Source organism: Stieleria maiorica, assembly GCF_008035925.1.
In the GTDB taxonomy this organism is placed as follows: domain Bacteria; phylum Planctomycetota; class Planctomycetia; order Pirellulales; family Pirellulaceae; genus Stieleria; species Stieleria maiorica.
The window spans coordinates 2,235,497-2,252,929 of the sequence record NZ_CP036264.1 but is presented as its reverse complement, the minus strand read 5'-3'; the positions used below and the strand labels follow the sequence as shown (position 1 = coordinate 2,252,929).

Annotated in this window: 10 protein-coding genes; 7 read left to right on the top strand and 3 right to left on the bottom strand. The window is 60.5% G+C overall.

What is annotated here, in order from left to right; genetic code table 11:
* Positions 1-215 precede the first annotated feature (215 nt).
* The 3 genes from Mal15_RS07640 (at position 216) to Mal15_RS07630 (ending at position 6,443) form a co-directional block, all read left to right on the top strand.
* Entirely contained in the window at positions 216-3,245 is a 3,030-nt protein-coding gene (locus Mal15_RS07640; protein ID WP_167546669.1) for a DUF1553 domain-containing protein, read from the top strand.
* Complete coding sequence (locus Mal15_RS07635) at positions 3,235-4,680, top strand: DUF1501 domain-containing protein (RefSeq protein WP_147867212.1); 1,446 nt, start codon at positions 3,235-3,237, stop codon at positions 4,678-4,680. The genes Mal15_RS07640 and Mal15_RS07635 overlap by 11 nt, the downstream gene beginning before the upstream one ends.
* A gap of 323 nt (positions 4,681-5,003) precedes the next feature.
* Complete coding sequence (locus Mal15_RS07630; protein ID WP_147867211.1) at positions 5,004-6,443, top strand: sulfatase-like hydrolase/transferase; 1,440 nt, start codon at positions 5,004-5,006, stop codon at positions 6,441-6,443.
* 140 nt (positions 6,444-6,583) lie between these two features.
* Here Mal15_RS07630 and Mal15_RS07625 read toward each other — a convergent pair whose 3' ends face one another.
* From Mal15_RS07625 to eda, 3 genes are all read right to left on the bottom strand, one after another.
* Positions 6,584-7,009 carry a hypothetical protein gene (locus tag Mal15_RS07625; RefSeq protein WP_147867210.1) on the bottom strand — a complete coding sequence of 142 codons (426 nt, stop codon included), beginning with the start codon at positions 7,007-7,009 and terminating at the stop codon, positions 6,584-6,586.
* 633 nt (positions 7,010-7,642) lie between these two features.
* The gene (locus tag Mal15_RS07620; RefSeq protein ID WP_147867209.1) at positions 7,643-8,734 is read right to left on the bottom strand and encodes a sugar kinase; all 1,092 of its coding nucleotides are present in this window, start codon (positions 8,732-8,734) and stop codon (positions 7,643-7,645) included.
* Positions 8,735-8,738: 4 nt separating this feature from the next.
* Positions 8,739-9,389 (bottom strand): bifunctional 4-hydroxy-2-oxoglutarate aldolase/2-dehydro-3-deoxy-phosphogluconate aldolase, encoded by a 651-nt coding sequence (gene eda, locus Mal15_RS07615; RefSeq protein ID WP_147867208.1) that lies wholly within the window; start codon positions 9,387-9,389, stop codon positions 8,739-8,741.
* 472 nt (positions 9,390-9,861) lie between these two features.
* On the opposite strand from eda, the gene Mal15_RS07610 reads away from it, so the two are divergent.
* The 4 genes from Mal15_RS07610 to Mal15_RS07595 all read left to right on the top strand — a co-directional run bounded on the left by Mal15_RS07610 (position 9,862) and on the right by Mal15_RS07595 (position 17,264).
* The gene (locus tag Mal15_RS07610) at positions 9,862-12,858 is read left to right on the top strand and encodes a DUF1592 domain-containing protein (RefSeq protein WP_147867207.1); all 2,997 of its coding nucleotides are present in this window, start codon (positions 9,862-9,864) and stop codon (positions 12,856-12,858) included.
* A gap of 151 nt (positions 12,859-13,009) precedes the next feature.
* Positions 13,010-14,353 (top strand): DUF1552 domain-containing protein, encoded by a 1,344-nt coding sequence (locus Mal15_RS07605; RefSeq protein WP_147867206.1) that lies wholly within the window; start codon positions 13,010-13,012, stop codon positions 14,351-14,353.
* A 609-nt stretch (positions 14,354-14,962) separates the two neighbouring features.
* Complete coding sequence (locus Mal15_RS07600; RefSeq protein ID WP_147867205.1) at positions 14,963-15,559, top strand: sigma-70 family RNA polymerase sigma factor; 597 nt, start codon at positions 14,963-14,965, stop codon at positions 15,557-15,559.
* Position 15,560: 1 nt separating this feature from the next.
* Positions 15,561-17,264, top strand: a complete 1,704-nt coding sequence (locus tag Mal15_RS07595; RefSeq protein ID WP_147867204.1) for a LamG-like jellyroll fold domain-containing protein — start codon at positions 15,561-15,563, stop codon at positions 17,262-17,264.
* The last annotated feature ends 169 nt before the right edge of the window (positions 17,265-17,433 follow it).

Below are 17,433 nucleotides of genomic sequence, written 5' to 3'. Positions count from 1 at the left end.
CACCGGATGCCCCTCCCATACGCATCAAGTTGAGCCGAATCGTCCCCGGAAGTGTTGATGCCTACACAACTTACAATGGCTCCCTTCTCCCCCGGCTTTGTGGGGGAGAAGGGAGCCATGCCCTCAATTACGGACCGATTTGTGTAGACACCAATGCCCTGAAAGCGAGGGTGACTTCGCGGGTTCGATCAGTTCCACGTCTCAACTTGATGCGCATGTCCCTCCCGCCTTCACCCGCCGTCCTCAGCGTCGTCTTAATGCTGGCGATCTGCTGTCCACTCCAGGCCGCCGATTCGTCGGTCGACTTTGCATCGCAGATCGCGCCGATCCTGCAACAGCACTGTGTCCGCTGTCACTCGCCGGAAAACAACGAGGGCGGGATTTCGTTGGAGACGATCGACGACCTGCGGTCGGGCGATTACGTGATCCCGGGCGACCCGGAGACGAGTGGTCTGCTGGAATTGGTCACACCACAGGACGATTCGCCGGCCGCGATGCCCAAGGACGCGGCCCCGCTGGGCGCGGGCGACGTCGCGCTGCTGGGCCGTTGGATCGCCCAAGGAGCGACATGGCCGGGCGATGTGGTCGTCAGAGAACGGTCGATGGCGGATGCGTCCTGGTGGGCTTTCCAGCCGATCGATGTCCCTCACGAAAGCTCACCGAAAACGCCCTCGACCATCGACGGTTTCATTCGCGCCAAGCTTGCCGAACACGAACTTCGGATGAGCCCACCGGCCGACCGCCGCACGTTGATTCGCCGTGTCAGCTTTGATTTGGTCGGATTGCCGCCGACGCCGGAAGAGGTGGATGCGTTCGTCAACGATCCCGATCCCCAGGCCTATGAAAAATTGGTCGACCGGTTGTTGGCGTCGCCGCATTACGGCGAGCGTTACGCACGACACTGGCTGGACCTGGCACACTACGCCGACACGCACGGGTTTGAACGCGACATGCGCCGCGACACGGCGTGGCGTTATCGTGACTACGTGATCGAATCGTTCAACGACGACAAGCCGTACGACCGGTTCCTGCAAGAACAGATCGCCGGTGACGTCTTGTGGCCCGACCACGATCCGTCCGTCATCGCCACCGGTTTCCTTTCGGCCGGCCCCTGGGACTACGTCGGTCACGTGGAAACCAAAAGCGCCCAACTGCGGCGGTCTGCCCGGGCGCTGGATCTGGACGACATGTCCACCCAGGTCATGGCCACCACGATGGCGTTGACCGTGAACTGCGCCCGCTGTCATGATCACAAACTCGATCCGATCTCCCAGCGCGAGTACTACCAACTTCAATCCGTCTTCGCCGGTTTGCAAAGGGAAGAGCGCCTGGTCAGCGAATCGTCGCTACAGGAATATGAAACGCAGAAACAACGAATGATCGCGCGTCGTAACGAGATCGATTTTCAGCTCCGACGCCTGGAAGGCGACGGGATCGATCTGGCAGACATCGTCGGAGGCGGCAATGGATCGATGACCGGCGTGTTTCGCCAAGGCATCGATCCCCGCACGGCAAAGGTTCAGACGCGCGACTTCGGAAAACTCGGCAACGTCGTGACCAACCGGTTTTCCGAATCGGAATTTGAATTCGTCGATGGCGTATTCATCCCCGATGGCGACGGGGGACGCGCGGAGATCCCGGTCAGTTCGACCGGCGTGACGATCCGCGGCTTGCCCGGCACATCGGGCAACGCGTGGGACATGATCCGCAACGGTCCGGTCGCCAGCCAACATTCACCGGCCCTGGACGGAATCGACTTTACCCAGGACGGACGCAGCCTGTTGGGATTGCACGCCAACGCAGGGATCACGTTTGACGTCGCCGCGATCCGCAGACGTTTGTCGGGTGCGAACGACACGCCTGGGCAAGCAGCGTCTGCCCCGCTTCGGTTTACCGCGCGGTTGGGGTACTTCGGCGCAGCGGGTTCCCATCACGCCGACGCCTGGGTCTTTGCCGACGGTCAGAAGCTGGCGGAATTTCGAAACCTCGGACGTGACGACGGGCTGCAAGAAATCGATTTGAAACTTGATCGGTCGGTGCGTTTTTTGACGCTGGTCGCCACCGACGGCGGCAACGGGTTCAGCCACGACCAAATCGGGTTCGGCGACCCGCGGATCCGTTTGCAAACCCCGCCCGAGCGCGACGATCAGTTGGCGCGACAGATCGCGACGCTCCATTCGGCACGCAAGGCGGTGACGGCGGAACTTGACACCCTAGGGCCGCCGCCGCGTTTTTACGGCGTCATTGCCGCTGGGGAGATGCCGGAGGTGCGATTGCTGTCGCGCGGCGATCCGGAATCTCCCAGCGGTGATGCTCTGGCTCCGGCCGCCGTGTCCGCCTTGGCGATGCTGGATCCGAAACTGGGCACGGCCAAAACCGATGACGGCCAGCGGCGCGCCGCACTGGCGCGGTGGATCACCAACCCTCACAACCCGCTGACTCGGCGGGTGATCGTCAATCGACTTTGGCACTGGCATTTCGGTGATGGCCTGGTCGACACGCCCAGCGACTTCGGCTTCGGAGGCTCTCGCCCCTCGCATCCCGAATTGCTGGATTGGCTGGCCGAGGAACTGGTCCGTCGGGATTGGTCGCTCAAGGCGATGCACCGATTGATCGTGACCAGTCGGACGTATCGACAATCCAGCCGGGTAAGCAAACCGGTCAGCGAAGGGCACGCGGCGGCGCTGCGAATCGATACCGACAATCGGCTGTTGTGGCGACAGAATCCCAGACGGCTGGAGGCGGAGCTGATTCGCGATGCGGTCTTGTTCGCCAGCGGAAACTTGAACCTTCGTCGCGGCGGCCCGGGATTCGAAGACTTTGACTATCAAGACGCCTACGCCCCGATCTACACCTACAAGCCCGCCGACGATGCGTCGCTGTGGCGTCGCAGCATCTATCGCTTCATCGTGCGAACGACACCGGACCGGTTTCTGACGACCTTGGATTGCCCGGACCCGGCCAACATGACGCCCAAGCGGATCACGACCACAACGCCGCTTCAATCACTGGCGCTTTACAACAACGATTTCATGCTTCGACAAGCGCGATACTTCGCCCGGCGAATTGAATGTGCAGCCGGTGCTGATGTGTCACAGCAAGTCGAGCGAGCGTTCAGGCTTGCCCTGGCAAGGTCGCCTTCGTCGCGGGAAGCCGATTTGGCTGGCGAATTCGTCCGGCGAGAAAGTCTGTTCGCGCTGTGCCGCTCGCTGTTCAATCTGAACGAGTTTGTGTATGTCGATTAACGAACATCGTCACCGCCATCCCGTTGCCGCGCAAGCATCGCGACGTGACTTCCTGCGCTCGGCCGCCGGCGGATTCGGCTCGTTGGCGCTGTCCGCGATGCTTGCCGGTGAAGGTCATGCCGGGTTGCATCATACGGCCAAAGCGAAACGTGTCATCCAGATCTTTTGTCCCGGCGGGCTGAGTCAAGTCGACACGTTCGACTACAAGCCGGAACTGGCGCGTCGCGACGGAACCCCGTTCGACTCCGACGGGACCTTGCAGTTCTTCGCATCCAAACCGGGCAACTGCCGCGGCAGCCACTGGAAATTTCGCCGCCACGGCCAATCCGGTCTGTGGATCAGTGATCTGTTTCCGCGATTGGCGACCTGTATCGACGACATGGCCTTCCTGTACTCGATGCACAGCAAGACGGCGCTGCATGGGCCGGCCTGTTTCATGATGAATACGGGATTCACGCTGCCGGGGTTTCCCAGCATGGGATCCTGGGTGACGTATGGACTGGGCAGCGAAGCCGACGATTTGCCCGCGTTTGTGGTGTTGCCCGATCCACGCGGCTTGCCGCCCGGTGGGATCATCAATTGGGGTGCCGGGTTCCTGCCGGCTCAATTCCAGGCCACGACGCTCGACACGACCGATCCGCAACACCCCATCGCGGATCTGTTTCCCCCGCGGGGATTCGTCGAAGTGACGCCACCGTCGGATCGTGCGGGGTTGGACTTCTTGCAACGACTCAACCAGATCCACCTCCAAACACGCTCGGCCAACACGCAGCTGGAAGCCCGGATCAAAGCCTATGAGATGGCGGCGCGATTACAACTGAGTGCCCCCGAAGCCACGGATTTGAGCCAGGAGACGCCATCGATTCGAGAGCTCTATCAGACCGAACATCCCGAGATCGGCCCGTTCGGCAAGCAATGCTTATTGGCGCGACGTCTGGTCCAACGCGGCGTGCGGTTTGTGCAAGTTTACTGCGGGGCGGAAAACACGACGGCCAAAAAGATCCGTCCCAATTGGGACAGCCACGAAGACCTGCCGCGCGACCATGGGTATTGGGGCGCGGTGCTGGACGGCGGCGCCTCGGCGCTTCTAAAGGATCTAAAACAGCAGGGCATGCTGGACGAAACGCTGGTGATTTGCACGACCGAATTCGGGCGACAACCGGCTTCCCAGGGAAAGGGGTTCGGACGCGATCACAACGCCGGCGCCTTCACGGCATGGATGGCCGGGGGTGGTATCAAGGGCGGCGTCGGCTATGGGGCGACCGACGAACTCGGCTTCAAAGCGATCCAGTCGCCGACCTACAGCTATGATCTACACGCCACCGCGCTGCACTTGCTGGGCATCGATCACACGCGGTTGACCTATTACCACAACGGCATCGAGCGTCGTTTGACCGATGTTCACGGCCATGTGATCAAAGACATTCTTTCGTAGTCGTCGACCACAACTCAATTTTCCGGTTGCCGACGTGTTGCTACAGTCGCCGTGTTCTCCGAACTCGGCCCCCGTAAAAGCGAAGCTTTCCCCCGCGCCGACCTCGGAGAGGACGGCGACTGTCCGCGAGACGGCGGCCGATTGTGGAACGATTTTCATAATCGTTCGCGGAGCAATGGTGACAATTGCTCTGGACGCCCACGAAATCAAACGGCGCCGGCGGTAGAATCGTCCATTCACGCGGCGGGTTCTTCATGCTCGCGTGAATCTCGCACGCCATGCTGCTCGACTCCCTCCACCTTCCCACCAACCATCACGGCACGATGATACGTCTCTCACTTACGCTCCTGCTCGGCTTTCTGTTGTGCAACCTTTCGGCGGCGGCACGTCCGAACGTCTTGCTGATCGTCTCCGATGACCAGGGCTACAACGACCTCGGATTGCTCGGCAACGGCATCCTCACGCCCAATCTGGATCGGATCGCAGGCGAAGGGACCCGGTTGACGAATTTTTATGTCACCTGGCCGGCGTGCACACCGTCCCGGTCCGGCTTGCTGACCGGTCGCTATCCGCAGCGAAACGGGATCTATGACATGATCCGCAACGAAGCCCCCGACTACGGCTATCGCTACAACGCGGAAGAATACGCGGTCACGTTCGAACGCATCGGTGGGATGGACGTGCGAGAGATCACGATCGCCGACGTGTTGAAGCAATCGGGCTACCGAACCGCGATCTACGGCAAATGGGATCTGGGCAGCTTGAAGCGTTTTCTGCCGACCTCGCGCGGCTTCGACGACTTTTATGGCTTCGTCAACACCGGAATCGACTACTACACACACGAGCGATACGGGGTGCCCAGCATGTTCCGTAACGAGTCACCGACGGTCGAGGACAAGGGGACCTATTGCACGTATCTATTCGAACGTGAAGCGTTGCGGTTTCTCGATCAATGGGCGGGCAAAGAGCCGTTCTTTCTGTATCTCCCCTTCAACGCCCCGCACAATTCGTCGGCCCTGGAGCCCGCGATCCGCAGCTCGGTTCAGGCACCGGATGAGTTTAAAGAGCTGTATCCGAATGTCGACGTCGAGTATCGCACGACCGACAAGCATCGTTACGCATCCAAGGCGACGGTGACGACGCCGGAGGCCCGCCGGCGCGATTACCGTGCGGCGGTGACGTGCATGGACGCGTCGATCGGAAAGCTGTTGGACCGGTTGCAACAAAAGCAGTGTCTCGACAACACGATCGTGATCTTCTTCAGCGACAACGGGGGCAGCGGCGGCGCGGACAACGCGCCACTCAAAGGCCGGAAGGCGACGATGTGGGAAGGCGGCCTTCGCGTTCCCTGTCTGGTCCGTTGGCCCGATGGCGGCGTTCCGGCGGGTGCGACCAACGACCAGTTTCTGACGTCGCTAGAACTCCTGCCAAGTCTTGCGGCCGCCGCGGGAGCACCAGCGCCCGACGGAGTCCAATTGGATGGATACGATTGGTGGCCGACCCTGCGCGGCGTTCAGGATTCACCGCGGACGGAGATGTTTTGGCGGCGGCGCGGCCACCGCGCCGCCCGCGTCGGAAACTGGAAATGGCTGCAGTTGGATGATCAACGCGGTCAATTGTACGACTTGCAAAACGACGTCGGCGAATCGACCGACCTGTCCGAGCGTTTCCCCGAGGTCGCCCGCAACATGAAGCAGCGCTTTGACCGGTGGCAATCGCAAATGGATGCCTCGGAGCCGCGCGGCCCGTTTCGTGATTTTTAGATGGACTGTCGAGGTCAGTCCCATCGAGCGTCTACGTTGGCCGCTCGGATTTCGCGACACAACGACGCAGAGGCGTGCGATGCATGCGGAGAAGCACTGGAACAAGCCGTGTAGCGCCGGCCACCAAACTTTTCTCGCATCTAGAAGATGAATCCCGTCGCCGCATGGACAATGATCTTGCCCGCCGTTTCCACCGATCGGTCTTGGATTTCTTTCGGGTTAGGGTTCAACTTGACCGGGATCAGTGATGAATCAGGATGGTGGCGGAAACCCGGCGTTCGGATGATCGATGCCAATTCACGGTGATCCATCCAGGTCACCTTGCAATCAGAGCAACTATTAATGACCGCCGTGCCGGGACCGTAATATGGATGCGTTTCCATTTGCTGCGCACATGCCGGGCAGTCTCGTTGCTCCGCAAGTTCGTCTTGGTTGAGTGGCACGGGATCGGCATCAGGTCCGCGATAGTGGGCTCGCAATTCGTGAACGATCACCCCCAGGCAACCGCTATCGATGACATAACCCCGACAAGCGGTACAGAAGCAGACACGCCAGCGATCGTGCAAGACAGCGAACTGGAGACCAACCTGGCATTTCGGACAGCACACGCCGACGCCGTCGCCCGTTAGTTCAATCGGCGCGGCCGGGTCGTCAAGCTCCGTAGCGAACGCGTACCGCTGACAGTTCGAACACTGAAAAGACTCACGGTTGGGGATGGCGATGAGTTCGCCGCCGCACGGGTCGCACTGCATGAATCGACTCACCGGATTAGGACCAAGAACTGGGCCAAGACCGAGCGTTGGTGGCCCTTCTAAGAGAGCTTATCTCGCGATTGGAAAGTTGGCCAATCCACAATCGTCTCTATCATTCCGCCTCTTTAATACCGTCAGCCTCGTCACACGGGCCGCTCGCTTACCGGCCTGTTGATTTAATTCGATCACACGTGGGATCAGCCGTTTCGCGCAAGCGTACGGGCCTCCAATACCAAGAAAATGCACTATCGCCCGTAGGCTCGCGCCAAACGGCTGATTAGATCAACAGGTCGTTACGCTTTCCGCTGGCATTTTGCCCCGCATCATTCTGCCTCTTCTCTACCGTCAGCGTCGTCACAGGGGCCGCTCGCTAACGCTTCCCGCTGGCATTTTGCGCTCCAGGTTTCCGTAGGTCCCGAACGACCTGGGGCGACAGAATCCAGGCGGTCAGCGGACGACGCGACCGGAGGCGGCGCCGCCCATCAGCGCTTCGACTTCGCTCCGTGTGGAATAATTGAAATCGCCTTTGATGGAATGTTTCAGACACGACGCGGCGACGGCGAATTTTAGCGCCGTCTCCGGTTCACCTAGCTCCGGCGTCGTCAGCGCAAAGATCAGCCCGGCGGCAAAGGAGTCACCGCCGCCGACGCGGTCGACGATGTTTTTGATTTCGTACGCCCGGTAGTTCCCCTCCGCATCCAGCGGTGCAAAGCAGACTTGGTCGGCGGCGGCATCCAGTAGCATCGCTCCCCAGTTGTTGTGCGTCGCCGACAGGCTTTCGCGGAGCGTGATGGCAACTTTGGAGACATTGGCAAACTGGCTGACAACCTGCCGCGCCACGTCGGGATAACGCGACGTGTCCAGTGCCCCCGCATGGACATCGGTCTGGCCGGCGCGGATCCCCAGCACGTCGTGGCAATCTTCTTCGTTGGCGATCACCACGTCGACGTGGGGCAGAATTTCACGCATGGTCGCTTCGGCCAAATCACGCGGCGCTTTGCCGGAGTCCCAGCGCCACAGTTTTTTTCGAAAGTTCAAATCGATCGACACCGTCGCGCCGACGGCCTTTGCTTTTTGCGCGGCAAGGAGCGTCGCGTCGGCGGCATTGGCCGACAGTGCCGGCGTGATCCCGGTCAGGTGCAACCAGCCGGCGTCTTGAAAGATCGGCCCCCAGTCATAGCGATCGGCCGGCGTGATCGCGATCGCCGAATCGGCGCGGTCATAGATGACGTTGCTGGGGCGTTGGTTGGCACCGGTTTCCAAAAAATACAGCCCCAGTCGGCCTTCGTCGGTTCGCAAGACATGTTGGACATCGACGCCGAGGGCACGGATCGAATCGATCGTCGCATCGGCCAACGCGTGTTTGGGCAGCGCCGTGACGTAGCGTGCCACACCGCCCAGGTTGCTGATCGATTCGGCGACGCTGGCTTCGGCGCCGGCGTAGGTAACGTCCAGTTGCCGCGTCTGGCGCAGCCGCAAGTGGTCCGGCGCCGCCAACCGCCCCATGATTTCTCCGAACGTCACAACGACCTGATTCATGTTCTCAATCCTGCTGTAGTTTCTCGATGACCTCGGCCGCGCGGGCGCTGATCCCGTCCCAGTCCTCGCGTTCGACCAGTTCCTGTTTGACGATCCAAGAACCACCGATCGCGGCAACATTCGGCTCGGCCAAATACTCCGACATGTTGTCGGCGTTCAAACCGCCGAGCGGAAAATACTGGATGCCCAGATGTTTGTAAGGGGCCGACATGCTGCGCAGGTAGCGGACGCCTCCCATCGCTTCGGCCGGGAAGAACTTGACGAAGCGACAGCCCAATTCGATGGCGGCTTCCAAGTCCGATGGGGTGGCGATCCCCGGCGCAAACGGCAGCGCGATATCTTGGGCGGCCCGGATCACACGCGGATTCATGCCCGGAGCAACTCCGAAATCCGCGCCCGCGGCTTTGACTTCGCGGACCGACGCCGGAGTCAGGATGGTGCCGACGCCGACCAGCATTTCAGGGACCTGGCCACAAATTTCGATCAGCCCCGCCATCGCCGCGGGCGTGCGAAGCGTCAATTCGATCGCGGTGATCCCACCGGCGATCAACGCCTTGGCCAGCGGAACGGCATGCGCCACGTTTTCGACCGAGAACCCGGCGACCACGCCGGTCGTTTTCAGTCGATGGAGAATCTCGTTGGGGAATTCGACCATCAATCCATGCACTCCAACGTTCACTTCAGTAGAGAAAAGACAGGCTCGCTGGTGTCCAGGCTTTCGCCGCACATCCTCACTGCTCCAGGTACGATGGCCCTTCCGGGCCGTCGCCTCTCGCTGCTTCGCAGCGACCGGGGAATCGCCTAAAGGCTAAACACCAACGTGCGCTGGTGTCCAGGCTTTCGCCGCACATCCTCACTGCCCCAGGTACGATGGCCCTTCCGGGCCGTCGCCTCTCGCTGCTTCGCAGCGACCGGGGTGTTTTACAGAAACTTGATGATCAGGGCAAAGTCTGGATCCCGAATGAGAGCCGAAAGGGTTAGAATGGGGACGCAACGAAAGGGTGACCTCAACCCATCGAAAGGATCGGTTGACGGTCGGTTCGCACCCCCGCGCCCCGCCCGCCTGCAAGCCGCTCGTTGCTCCCGCCTGCCTTCCCCCCGCCTGCTTTCCATTTCCTCGCCGATCGATGCGATTTCTGCTTATTGCCCTCACGCTAGTCTGTTCGGCATCGGTCGCTTCGGGGGCCGATGAACTTGAGCACGCGTTTTCCGGAACGATCCGTCCGTTTCTACAGACCCACTGCGTGTCCTGTCACAATGCCGACACGGCCGAAGGCGATTTGGACCTGGATTCGGACCGTGATATCACGTCGGTCATCGACCATTTCCGGAAGTGGATGGTCGTGATGGACCGACTGGAAGCGGGTGACATGCCACCGGACGATGCAGAAACACATCCGACGCCCGAAGCTCGCAAGGGTGTCATCGAGTGGATCGCCAAAGTGCGTCGCAACGAGTCCGAGCGGCGGGCCGGTGATCCGGGAATCGTGCTCGCGCGGCGGTTGAGCAACGCCGAATACAACTACACGATTCGAGATCTGACGGGACACGACCTGCAGCCGGCCAATTCGTTCCCGATCGATCCGGCCAACCAAGAAGGGTTCGACAACTCGGGCGAATCGTTGGCCATGTCGCCTTCGTTGTTGAAAAAGTACCTGGAAGCGGCGCGGCATCTTTCCCAGCATCTGGTGCTGACGCCGACGGGCATCGAGTTTGCGCCCCATCCGGTGATCACCGAAACCGATCGCGACAAGTTCTGTGTCAACCGAATCATCGACTTTTATCGTCGCCAACGTTTGGAATACGCCGATTTCTTTTTCGCCCTCTGGCAATTCCAACACCAGCAGTCGTCCGCGGTCGATCCGCCGGTGTCGTTGGAACGATTTGCAGCCCAACAGGGACTGAGCATTCGCTACATGCAAACACTATGGGACGTCCTCAACGCCGATGAATCGTCCGACCAGACGGCAGAGATCGGTCCTTTGGCGACGCTTCGGATCATGTGGCGCAAGCTGCCCTCGGCAGAGGAAGCGGATGCCGCACGGCAAGCCGAAACGCAGTGCGGTCAAATGCAAGACTTCATCGTCAATCTGCGTCAGCGATTGGTTCCGAAAGTCGAGAACCTGACGACCCCCGAAGTCCACAAGGGCTCTCAGCCGTTGGTGCTGTGGAAGAACCGACAATTCGTCGCCAACCGCAGACGCTTTGCCGGCGAGGTTTCCGAACTGGGCAAGGTGATCGCTGCACTGGAGCTTCCGGCGGATTCACCCGAAGCCGCTGCGATGACCGTTCCCGACGAAGACGTTCAACAAGCTCACTTCGAACAAGCGATGGACCGGTTTTGCTCGGTTTTCCCCGACACGTTTGTCGTCTCCGAGCGGGCTCGCGTCTACTTGGACCCCAAAGAGGAAAAGGGGCGGACGGGGCGTTTCTTGAGCGCCGGATTCCACAGCCAAATGGGATACTTCCGCGACGACGGACCGCTGTACGAACTTGTGTTGAGCGACGCCGAGCGGCAAGAGTTGGATCGATTGTGGTTGGAGCTGGATTTTGTGACTTCGGCACCGATGCGTCAGTACGCCGGATTCATTTGGTTCGACCGCACCGATTCTCGCTTCATGCGTGATTCACAATTCGATCGCTTTCGCGCCGAAGACAAGGACAGTACGTCGGAGGAAAAAGTCAGTGCGCTTGCCGATGCGTATCTGTCGAAAGCGGAACGCGTCGGCGGCAACCCGCAAGCCTTGGAGGCGATCGCATTCTATTTTGAAGACATGTCGCGAACGTTTCGGCAGTTGGAACAATTGAAACTGGAATCGGAACCCGTGCAATTGGACGCCGTGGTCCGACTGGCCGGCCGAGCCTATCGCCGTCCGTTGACGCAAGAACAACAGCAGAGCATTCGATCGTTTTATCAACAGCGACGTCAGGTCGACGGGCTCGATCACGAGGACGCGATCCGCGAATGTGTCGTGGCGATCCTGATGTCACCCAATTTCTGTTACCGATTGGATCTTCCGCTGGAACGCGTCGAGGATGAAACCGACCAGGACATCCAGCCGCTCGACGGCTACGCCCTTGCCAGTCGGTTGAGCTATTTTCTTTGGGCCAGCATGCCGGATCAGCAACTGCTGGATCTGGCCGGTTCGGGGCGACTGCATCAGCACGACGTGTTGAAGTCCCAGGTCGCCCGCATGCTCAGCGACCGACGCGCCCAGGGATTCATCAATGAATTCGTCGGCAGCTGGCTGAGCTTTCGACAGTTCCAACAACACAACGGCGTCGATCGCAATCGCTTTCCCCAGTTCACCGACGCTCTGCGCCAGTCGATGTATGAAGAACCGATCCGGATGTTCTCCGACATCGTGCGACGCGACGGTTCGCTGCTCGATCTGTTGTACGCCGATTACACCTTCGTCGATCGGAGGTTGGCCGAACACTACCAGATCCCCACAGAGCTGTTGAATGGCAACGGCGACGACTGGTCTGACGATGGCTGGAAACGCGTCGACGGGGCGCATCGTTTCGGCCGTGGCGGGTTGATGCCGATGGCGGTGTTCCTGACGAAGAACTCGCCGGGGCTGCGAACCAGTCCCGTCCAACGAGGCAACTGGTTGGTCAAACACGTGCTCGGCGAACACATTCCCGCCCCGCCGGCGACCGTGCCGGAGCTGCCCAGCGACGAGTCCCAGCTGGGCGAACTGACGCTGCGTGAAGCGCTCCAGCGACACCGTGCCGATCCCAGCTGTGCCGCCTGCCATGACAAAATCGATTCGTTCGGGTTGGTGTTCGAACATTACGGCCCGATCGGTGAGCGGCGGGAAACGGATCTCGGCGGACGCAAAGTTGACAGCCACGTCCGGTTCCCCGACGACAGCCAAGGAGACGGAATTGAGGGGCTGCGTGATTACATCCGCCGCGCCCGACAAGCCGACTTTGTCGACCATTTTTCTCGCAAATTGCTCGCCTATGCCCTCGGACGCTCGTTAGAGTTGTCGGATGAGGCGGCGATCGCCGAAATGAATGAATCACTTGCGGTCGAAGGATTCCGCATCCGCAATGCGATCGAAAGGATCGTCACCAGTCCGGCGTTCGGAAACAAACGCGTGAATGCAGATTTATGACCGAGTGAATTAGGCGTCCACACTTCAACCGTAGCGGAAGCCGCCAAGGCTTTCGGCTTCCCCCCAGCTTCCCTCTCGCACCGAAACGAAACTCTTGGCGAGTTCCGCTACCCGATCGGTAGCCAATCCCACCTTGAACACTTCCGATCCGATGAAAACTTCCACCACCTCCCACTCTCCTGCCTTGTCCCGTCGCACGGTGTTGCGAGGCGTCGGCGTCACGATGGCGCTGCCGTGGCTGGAATCCATCCCCGTCTGGGGCTCCGAGACAGTCGTGGGGGACGATCCGGTCGCCGCACCGAAACGTTTTGCGGCGGTGTTCATGGGATGTGGCATCAATCGCGATCATTGGTGGGCCAAGGGCAGCGGCAGCGCGATGGAACTGGGCAAAAGCCTGGCGCCGATGGAGCCTCTCAAGGGGAAAATGAACTTCATCACCGGCCTGTTCAATCAGAACGCGACGCACGTCGGTATCCATCCCGGCCAGACCGGCAACATCCTTTCCGGGGCACCCCTGCAAAAGGGATCCGAGCTGCGTGGCGACATCAGCATGGACCAAGTCCTGGCCAATCATTTCCAACAGGAAACGGTCGTCCCCAGTTTGGTGCTGGGGTGCGAACAACCCGTCACGGGCTATCACGAAACCAATTTTTCGATGGCCTACAGCTCGCACATCTCGTGGCAAAACAAGACCTCGCCGGTGCCGATGGAAGTGTACCCGTCGCTGGCCTTTGACAGTCTGTTCGACAATCGTGGCAACCGTCGTGACGAAAGTATCTTGGATCGTGTCGGTGAAGAAGCGGCGTCGTTGAGTCGACGGGTCAGCAAGAGCGATCAATTGAAGTTGGACGAATACTTGAGCAGTGTCCGCGAAGTGGAAAAGCGTGCGGCGTCGATGCGGGCGGCGCGAGAGAAAGCACGCCAGCGGGCCGGCGACCGCGGTAAACCCCTCGCGGAAATGCAGCGACCCGATGACGGATTGCCGGAGGACATTCGTGAGCACATGCGGCTGATGTGCGACATCGTGGCGATCGGATTCCAGAGCGATAAATCACGTGTCGCATCGCTGCTGCTGAACCGCGATCTGTCGGGATTGTTCTATCCCTTCCTGGACGTCGAAAGCACGCACCACTCGGCGTCCCACAATGACCTTTCGGACGCGTACGAGCGTATTTCGCGGTACTACTGCAGCCAGTACGCCTACCTGGCCAAGCGGCTTGACGCCATGCCCGAAGCCGGCGGCACGGTGCTGGACAACGCGTGTTTGTTGTTCATTTCCAGCATGTGGTCCGGCAACGCCCACGATTCCAGCAAGGTCCCCGTGCTGCTGACCGGCGGACTGGGCGGCACGCTGGAAACCGGCCGCGTGCTGGATTACGTCGGCAAAGACGATGCCGACCGGAAACTGTGCAGCATGTACCTGTCGATCATGGATCGGATGGGCGTCCGCCAAGACGCCTTCGGCGACGCCGAAACGCGTCTGGCGGGGCTGTAGTCCGGAGAACGTTCAAAAGACCTCGCGACGCTCGCCAACGCGTGGACGGGGCGACGGGGGCATCGCGCAATCGATCGTAATTCTCTCCCCCGGGACGTCGATTGTATTACTGATGGGTTCAGTTGCTTTTGTTCCGTGCGCCATCAATGATCACTCCGCTCGGTTCGTCAACGGCGATCTACAACTTAGCCTGAGGTAGGACCGGATAAGCCCCAGTGAATCCGGGCGTAACCCCAGGTCCACGCTTGCCGCAGCAATAAAGGAGAGGGAAACGATTTAGCCCACGTCCGGAACAACCGGGGGGAAGTAATGAAAACGCATTACGAACCATGACCGAATCGCCCCACGCCCCCTGCTGGGACGAGGTTGGCATTTCTTGACAAACCTGCACACCCCAGACGGTAAATCGCCAGACTGGAGGAATAACGTAGACGGACAGCAAAACTGTGACCTGCGACGCTCGCCAAAGCGCGGCCCCCCAGCAGGGACCAACCTCTGGCGCCGATAGCGACGCCGGAGGGATGGGCCACGCCGTTTGATGGGTGGGGTACTTTCCAGCGAAGCGGTGTTGTCCAGCGAGATTGCCTCCCCACGAAGAAGATGACGGGCATGAACCCCAGTGCACAGCCTAATCCCGAGACGTCGTCGGCAGACCAAACAACGCCGTCGGCGCGTGAAGCGCGGTATAGCGAATTCGTCAGCTTGCTGGCGCGGCACGACCAATCGATTCGCCGATTCGCGCGCTCGTTGCTGCCATCGGGCCAAGGCGTGGACGACGTGATGCAGGAGACGGCGCTGGAGTGTTGGAAAAAATATGAATCGTTCACGCCCGAGACTGCCGAAGACGCGGCCGAGGAGTTTATTCGTTGGGCTTGCGTGATCGCCCGCTACAAGGTGCTCAGCTGGCAACGCGACCGCGGCCGAGACCGCTTGGTGTTCCGCGAAGGTGTGATCGAGCAATTGGCGCAGACCGCGATGCGTGACCTGAGTCAACGCGAGCGCGAGCGGAACGCGATCGAGGCCTGCCTGAAGGAACTGGAGGACAGGGAACGCCGCTTGGTCCTGAGCGTTCACGCCCCCGGTGAGTCGGTCGCGAAGATTGCCGAGGAAACCGGAATCAAGGTGCGGCGGTTGTACAGCAAGGTCAACGCGTTGCGAAAACGGTTGGCGGACTGTGTCCAACTACGGCTGCTGGAGGAGGGATGAGATGGACGACCATCTTCGCAACCTGATTTTTCAAGCACTCGATCAGACAATTTCGGACGACGATTTCGAGCGGCTGCAGGATGCCCTGGAGCAACACGAAGATGTCCGCATCGAATACTTGCGATCGGTCGGGCTGTACGAATCGCTGACAGAAATCGCCGCCGAATCAGATGAGTTGGTGGATCGCGATCGGTCGACGCGTGAGGCGCCGGCCCAGGGAACATCCGCACCGACACGTGGCGTCGGATTGGACGATCCGGCGGCGTGGGGGTGGCAGCGGTGGGCGATCGCGGCATCGATTTTATTGTTGGCCAGTGGTGCCGCGTATTGGTTCGGTCGCATCAATGACCCCAGCGATCCGATCGCGGTCGATCTCCGGCCCCAGCAAGTCGTTCAGCCCGAGCAAGTCGACGAGCCTGCCGAATCGTTGCTCGCCGGCCACGCGACGCTGAGTCGATCGGTCGATCTGCGCTGGTCAAACGGATCGGTCATGTACCGCGAAGGCGACGTGTTGCCCAACGGACGGCTGCGGTTTGATGCAGGCGTCGCCGAGATCGACTTTTTCTGTGGTGCGACGTTGATCGTCGACGGCCCGGCGGAGTTGGATGTCGAATCCGACTGGTCGGTTCGCGTGATCCGGGGCCGCCTGCGGGCGAGCGTTCCACCGGCGGCACGCGGGTTTATCGTCAAAGCCGCGGACTCGGAAATCATCGACCTGGGCACCGAATTCGCCGTGGAGGTGTCGCCCGACCGAGCGCGTGTCGAAGTGATTGACGGCGAAGTCGAACTGCGGGGCGGGCGAAATCACGGCGACCACCTGGTGACCGGACAGCGGCAATGGCTGAAGGGATCCCAATCCGATTCGGAATCGCTGGAAGGGCTCAGCACGGTCCGCGACCTGCAACGTCGACGCGAAGACGCACAAGCCCAACAGTTTCAACAATGGAAAACGCATTCGCAGCAGTTGAGCGAGGATCCGCGGCTGATCGCTTATTACCCGATCGCCCAGTCGCAGTCAGACCGTTTCATTCCCAACCGCGCCGCCACGGGAAGCCAGCGCGACGGCATCCTGGTCGGCCCCGTCACGCCCGCCGACGGACGATTCGGCCCTGCGTCGACCGGCTTGGAATTCGACCGTCCGGGGGCGCGGGTGCGGACTCGGATCGACGGCGAGTTTGCCGCGTTCACGTTCGCGTGTTGGGTCCGAATCGATAGCCTGGAACATCGCTACAACTCGCTGTTCATGGGCGACGGTTATGAAAACGGTGAACCGCATTGGCAGATTCACGAAGACGGGCGGATGATGTTTTCCATCATGGTCGACGACACGCCGGGATCCGGACTGGGACCGGCCGAGGATGCGCGGTTGCACCGGATCTACTACACCGATCCGATCTGGGATGTGTCCAAGAGCGGCAAGTGGCTGCATCTGGCGGCCGTCTATGACCCCCAGGGCAGACAGGTCAATCAATTCGTCAATGGCGAGCAGGTCAGCAGCGAACCGATCGTTGATCAATTCCACGTCCAGACGCTGCGGATCGGAACGGCCGAAATCGGAAACTGGGGACAACCGCTTCGCGATTCACCATGGTTTGCCGTCCGCAACCTGAACGGCGCGATCGACGAACTGGCGATCTTCGACGTTGCGCTCACGCCCCACGATATCCAATCACTTTACGAACAAGGAAAGCCATTGGGGTACTAACGACGCGGCCGACGATCCTTACCCTGGCTCCCTTCTCCCCCGGCTTTGCGGGGGAGAAGGGCTGGGGATGAGGAGGTCGTCTCGAAACAACAGCCGCCAGTTTGAGTCCGCAAACTGCTTGGTCTTGCCGCCCCTCACCCCCGACCCCTCTCCCCGAAACGGGGCGAGG

What these genes read in the sequence shown, in the direction of transcription:
- Mal15_RS07620 (WP_147867209.1), bottom strand. Translation starts at nt 8,734, where the DNA reads ATGAATCAGGTCGTTGTGACGTTCGGAGAAATCATGGGGCGGTTGGCG.
- Mal15_RS07610 (WP_147867207.1), top strand. Translation starts at nt 9,862, where the DNA reads ATGCGATTTCTGCTTATTGCCCTCACGCTAGTCTGTTCGGCATCGGTC.
- eda (WP_147867208.1), bottom strand. Translation starts at nt 9,389, where the DNA reads ATGGTCGAATTCCCCAACGAGATTCTCCATCGACTGAAAACGACCGGC.
- Mal15_RS07640 (WP_167546669.1), top strand. Translation starts at nt 216, where the DNA reads ATGTCCCTCCCGCCTTCACCCGCCGTCCTCAGCGTCGTCTTAATGCTG.
- Mal15_RS07600 (WP_147867205.1), top strand. Translation starts at nt 14,963, where the DNA reads ATGAACCCCAGTGCACAGCCTAATCCCGAGACGTCGTCGGCAGACCAA.
- Mal15_RS07605 (WP_147867206.1), top strand. Translation starts at nt 13,010, where the DNA reads ATGAAAACTTCCACCACCTCCCACTCTCCTGCCTTGTCCCGTCGCACG.
- Mal15_RS07630 (WP_147867211.1), top strand. Translation starts at nt 5,004, where the DNA reads ATGATACGTCTCTCACTTACGCTCCTGCTCGGCTTTCTGTTGTGCAAC.
- Mal15_RS07635 (WP_147867212.1), top strand. Translation starts at nt 3,235, where the DNA reads ATGTCGATTAACGAACATCGTCACCGCCATCCCGTTGCCGCGCAAGCA.
- Mal15_RS07595 (WP_147867204.1), top strand. Translation starts at nt 15,561, where the DNA reads ATGGACGACCATCTTCGCAACCTGATTTTTCAAGCACTCGATCAGACA.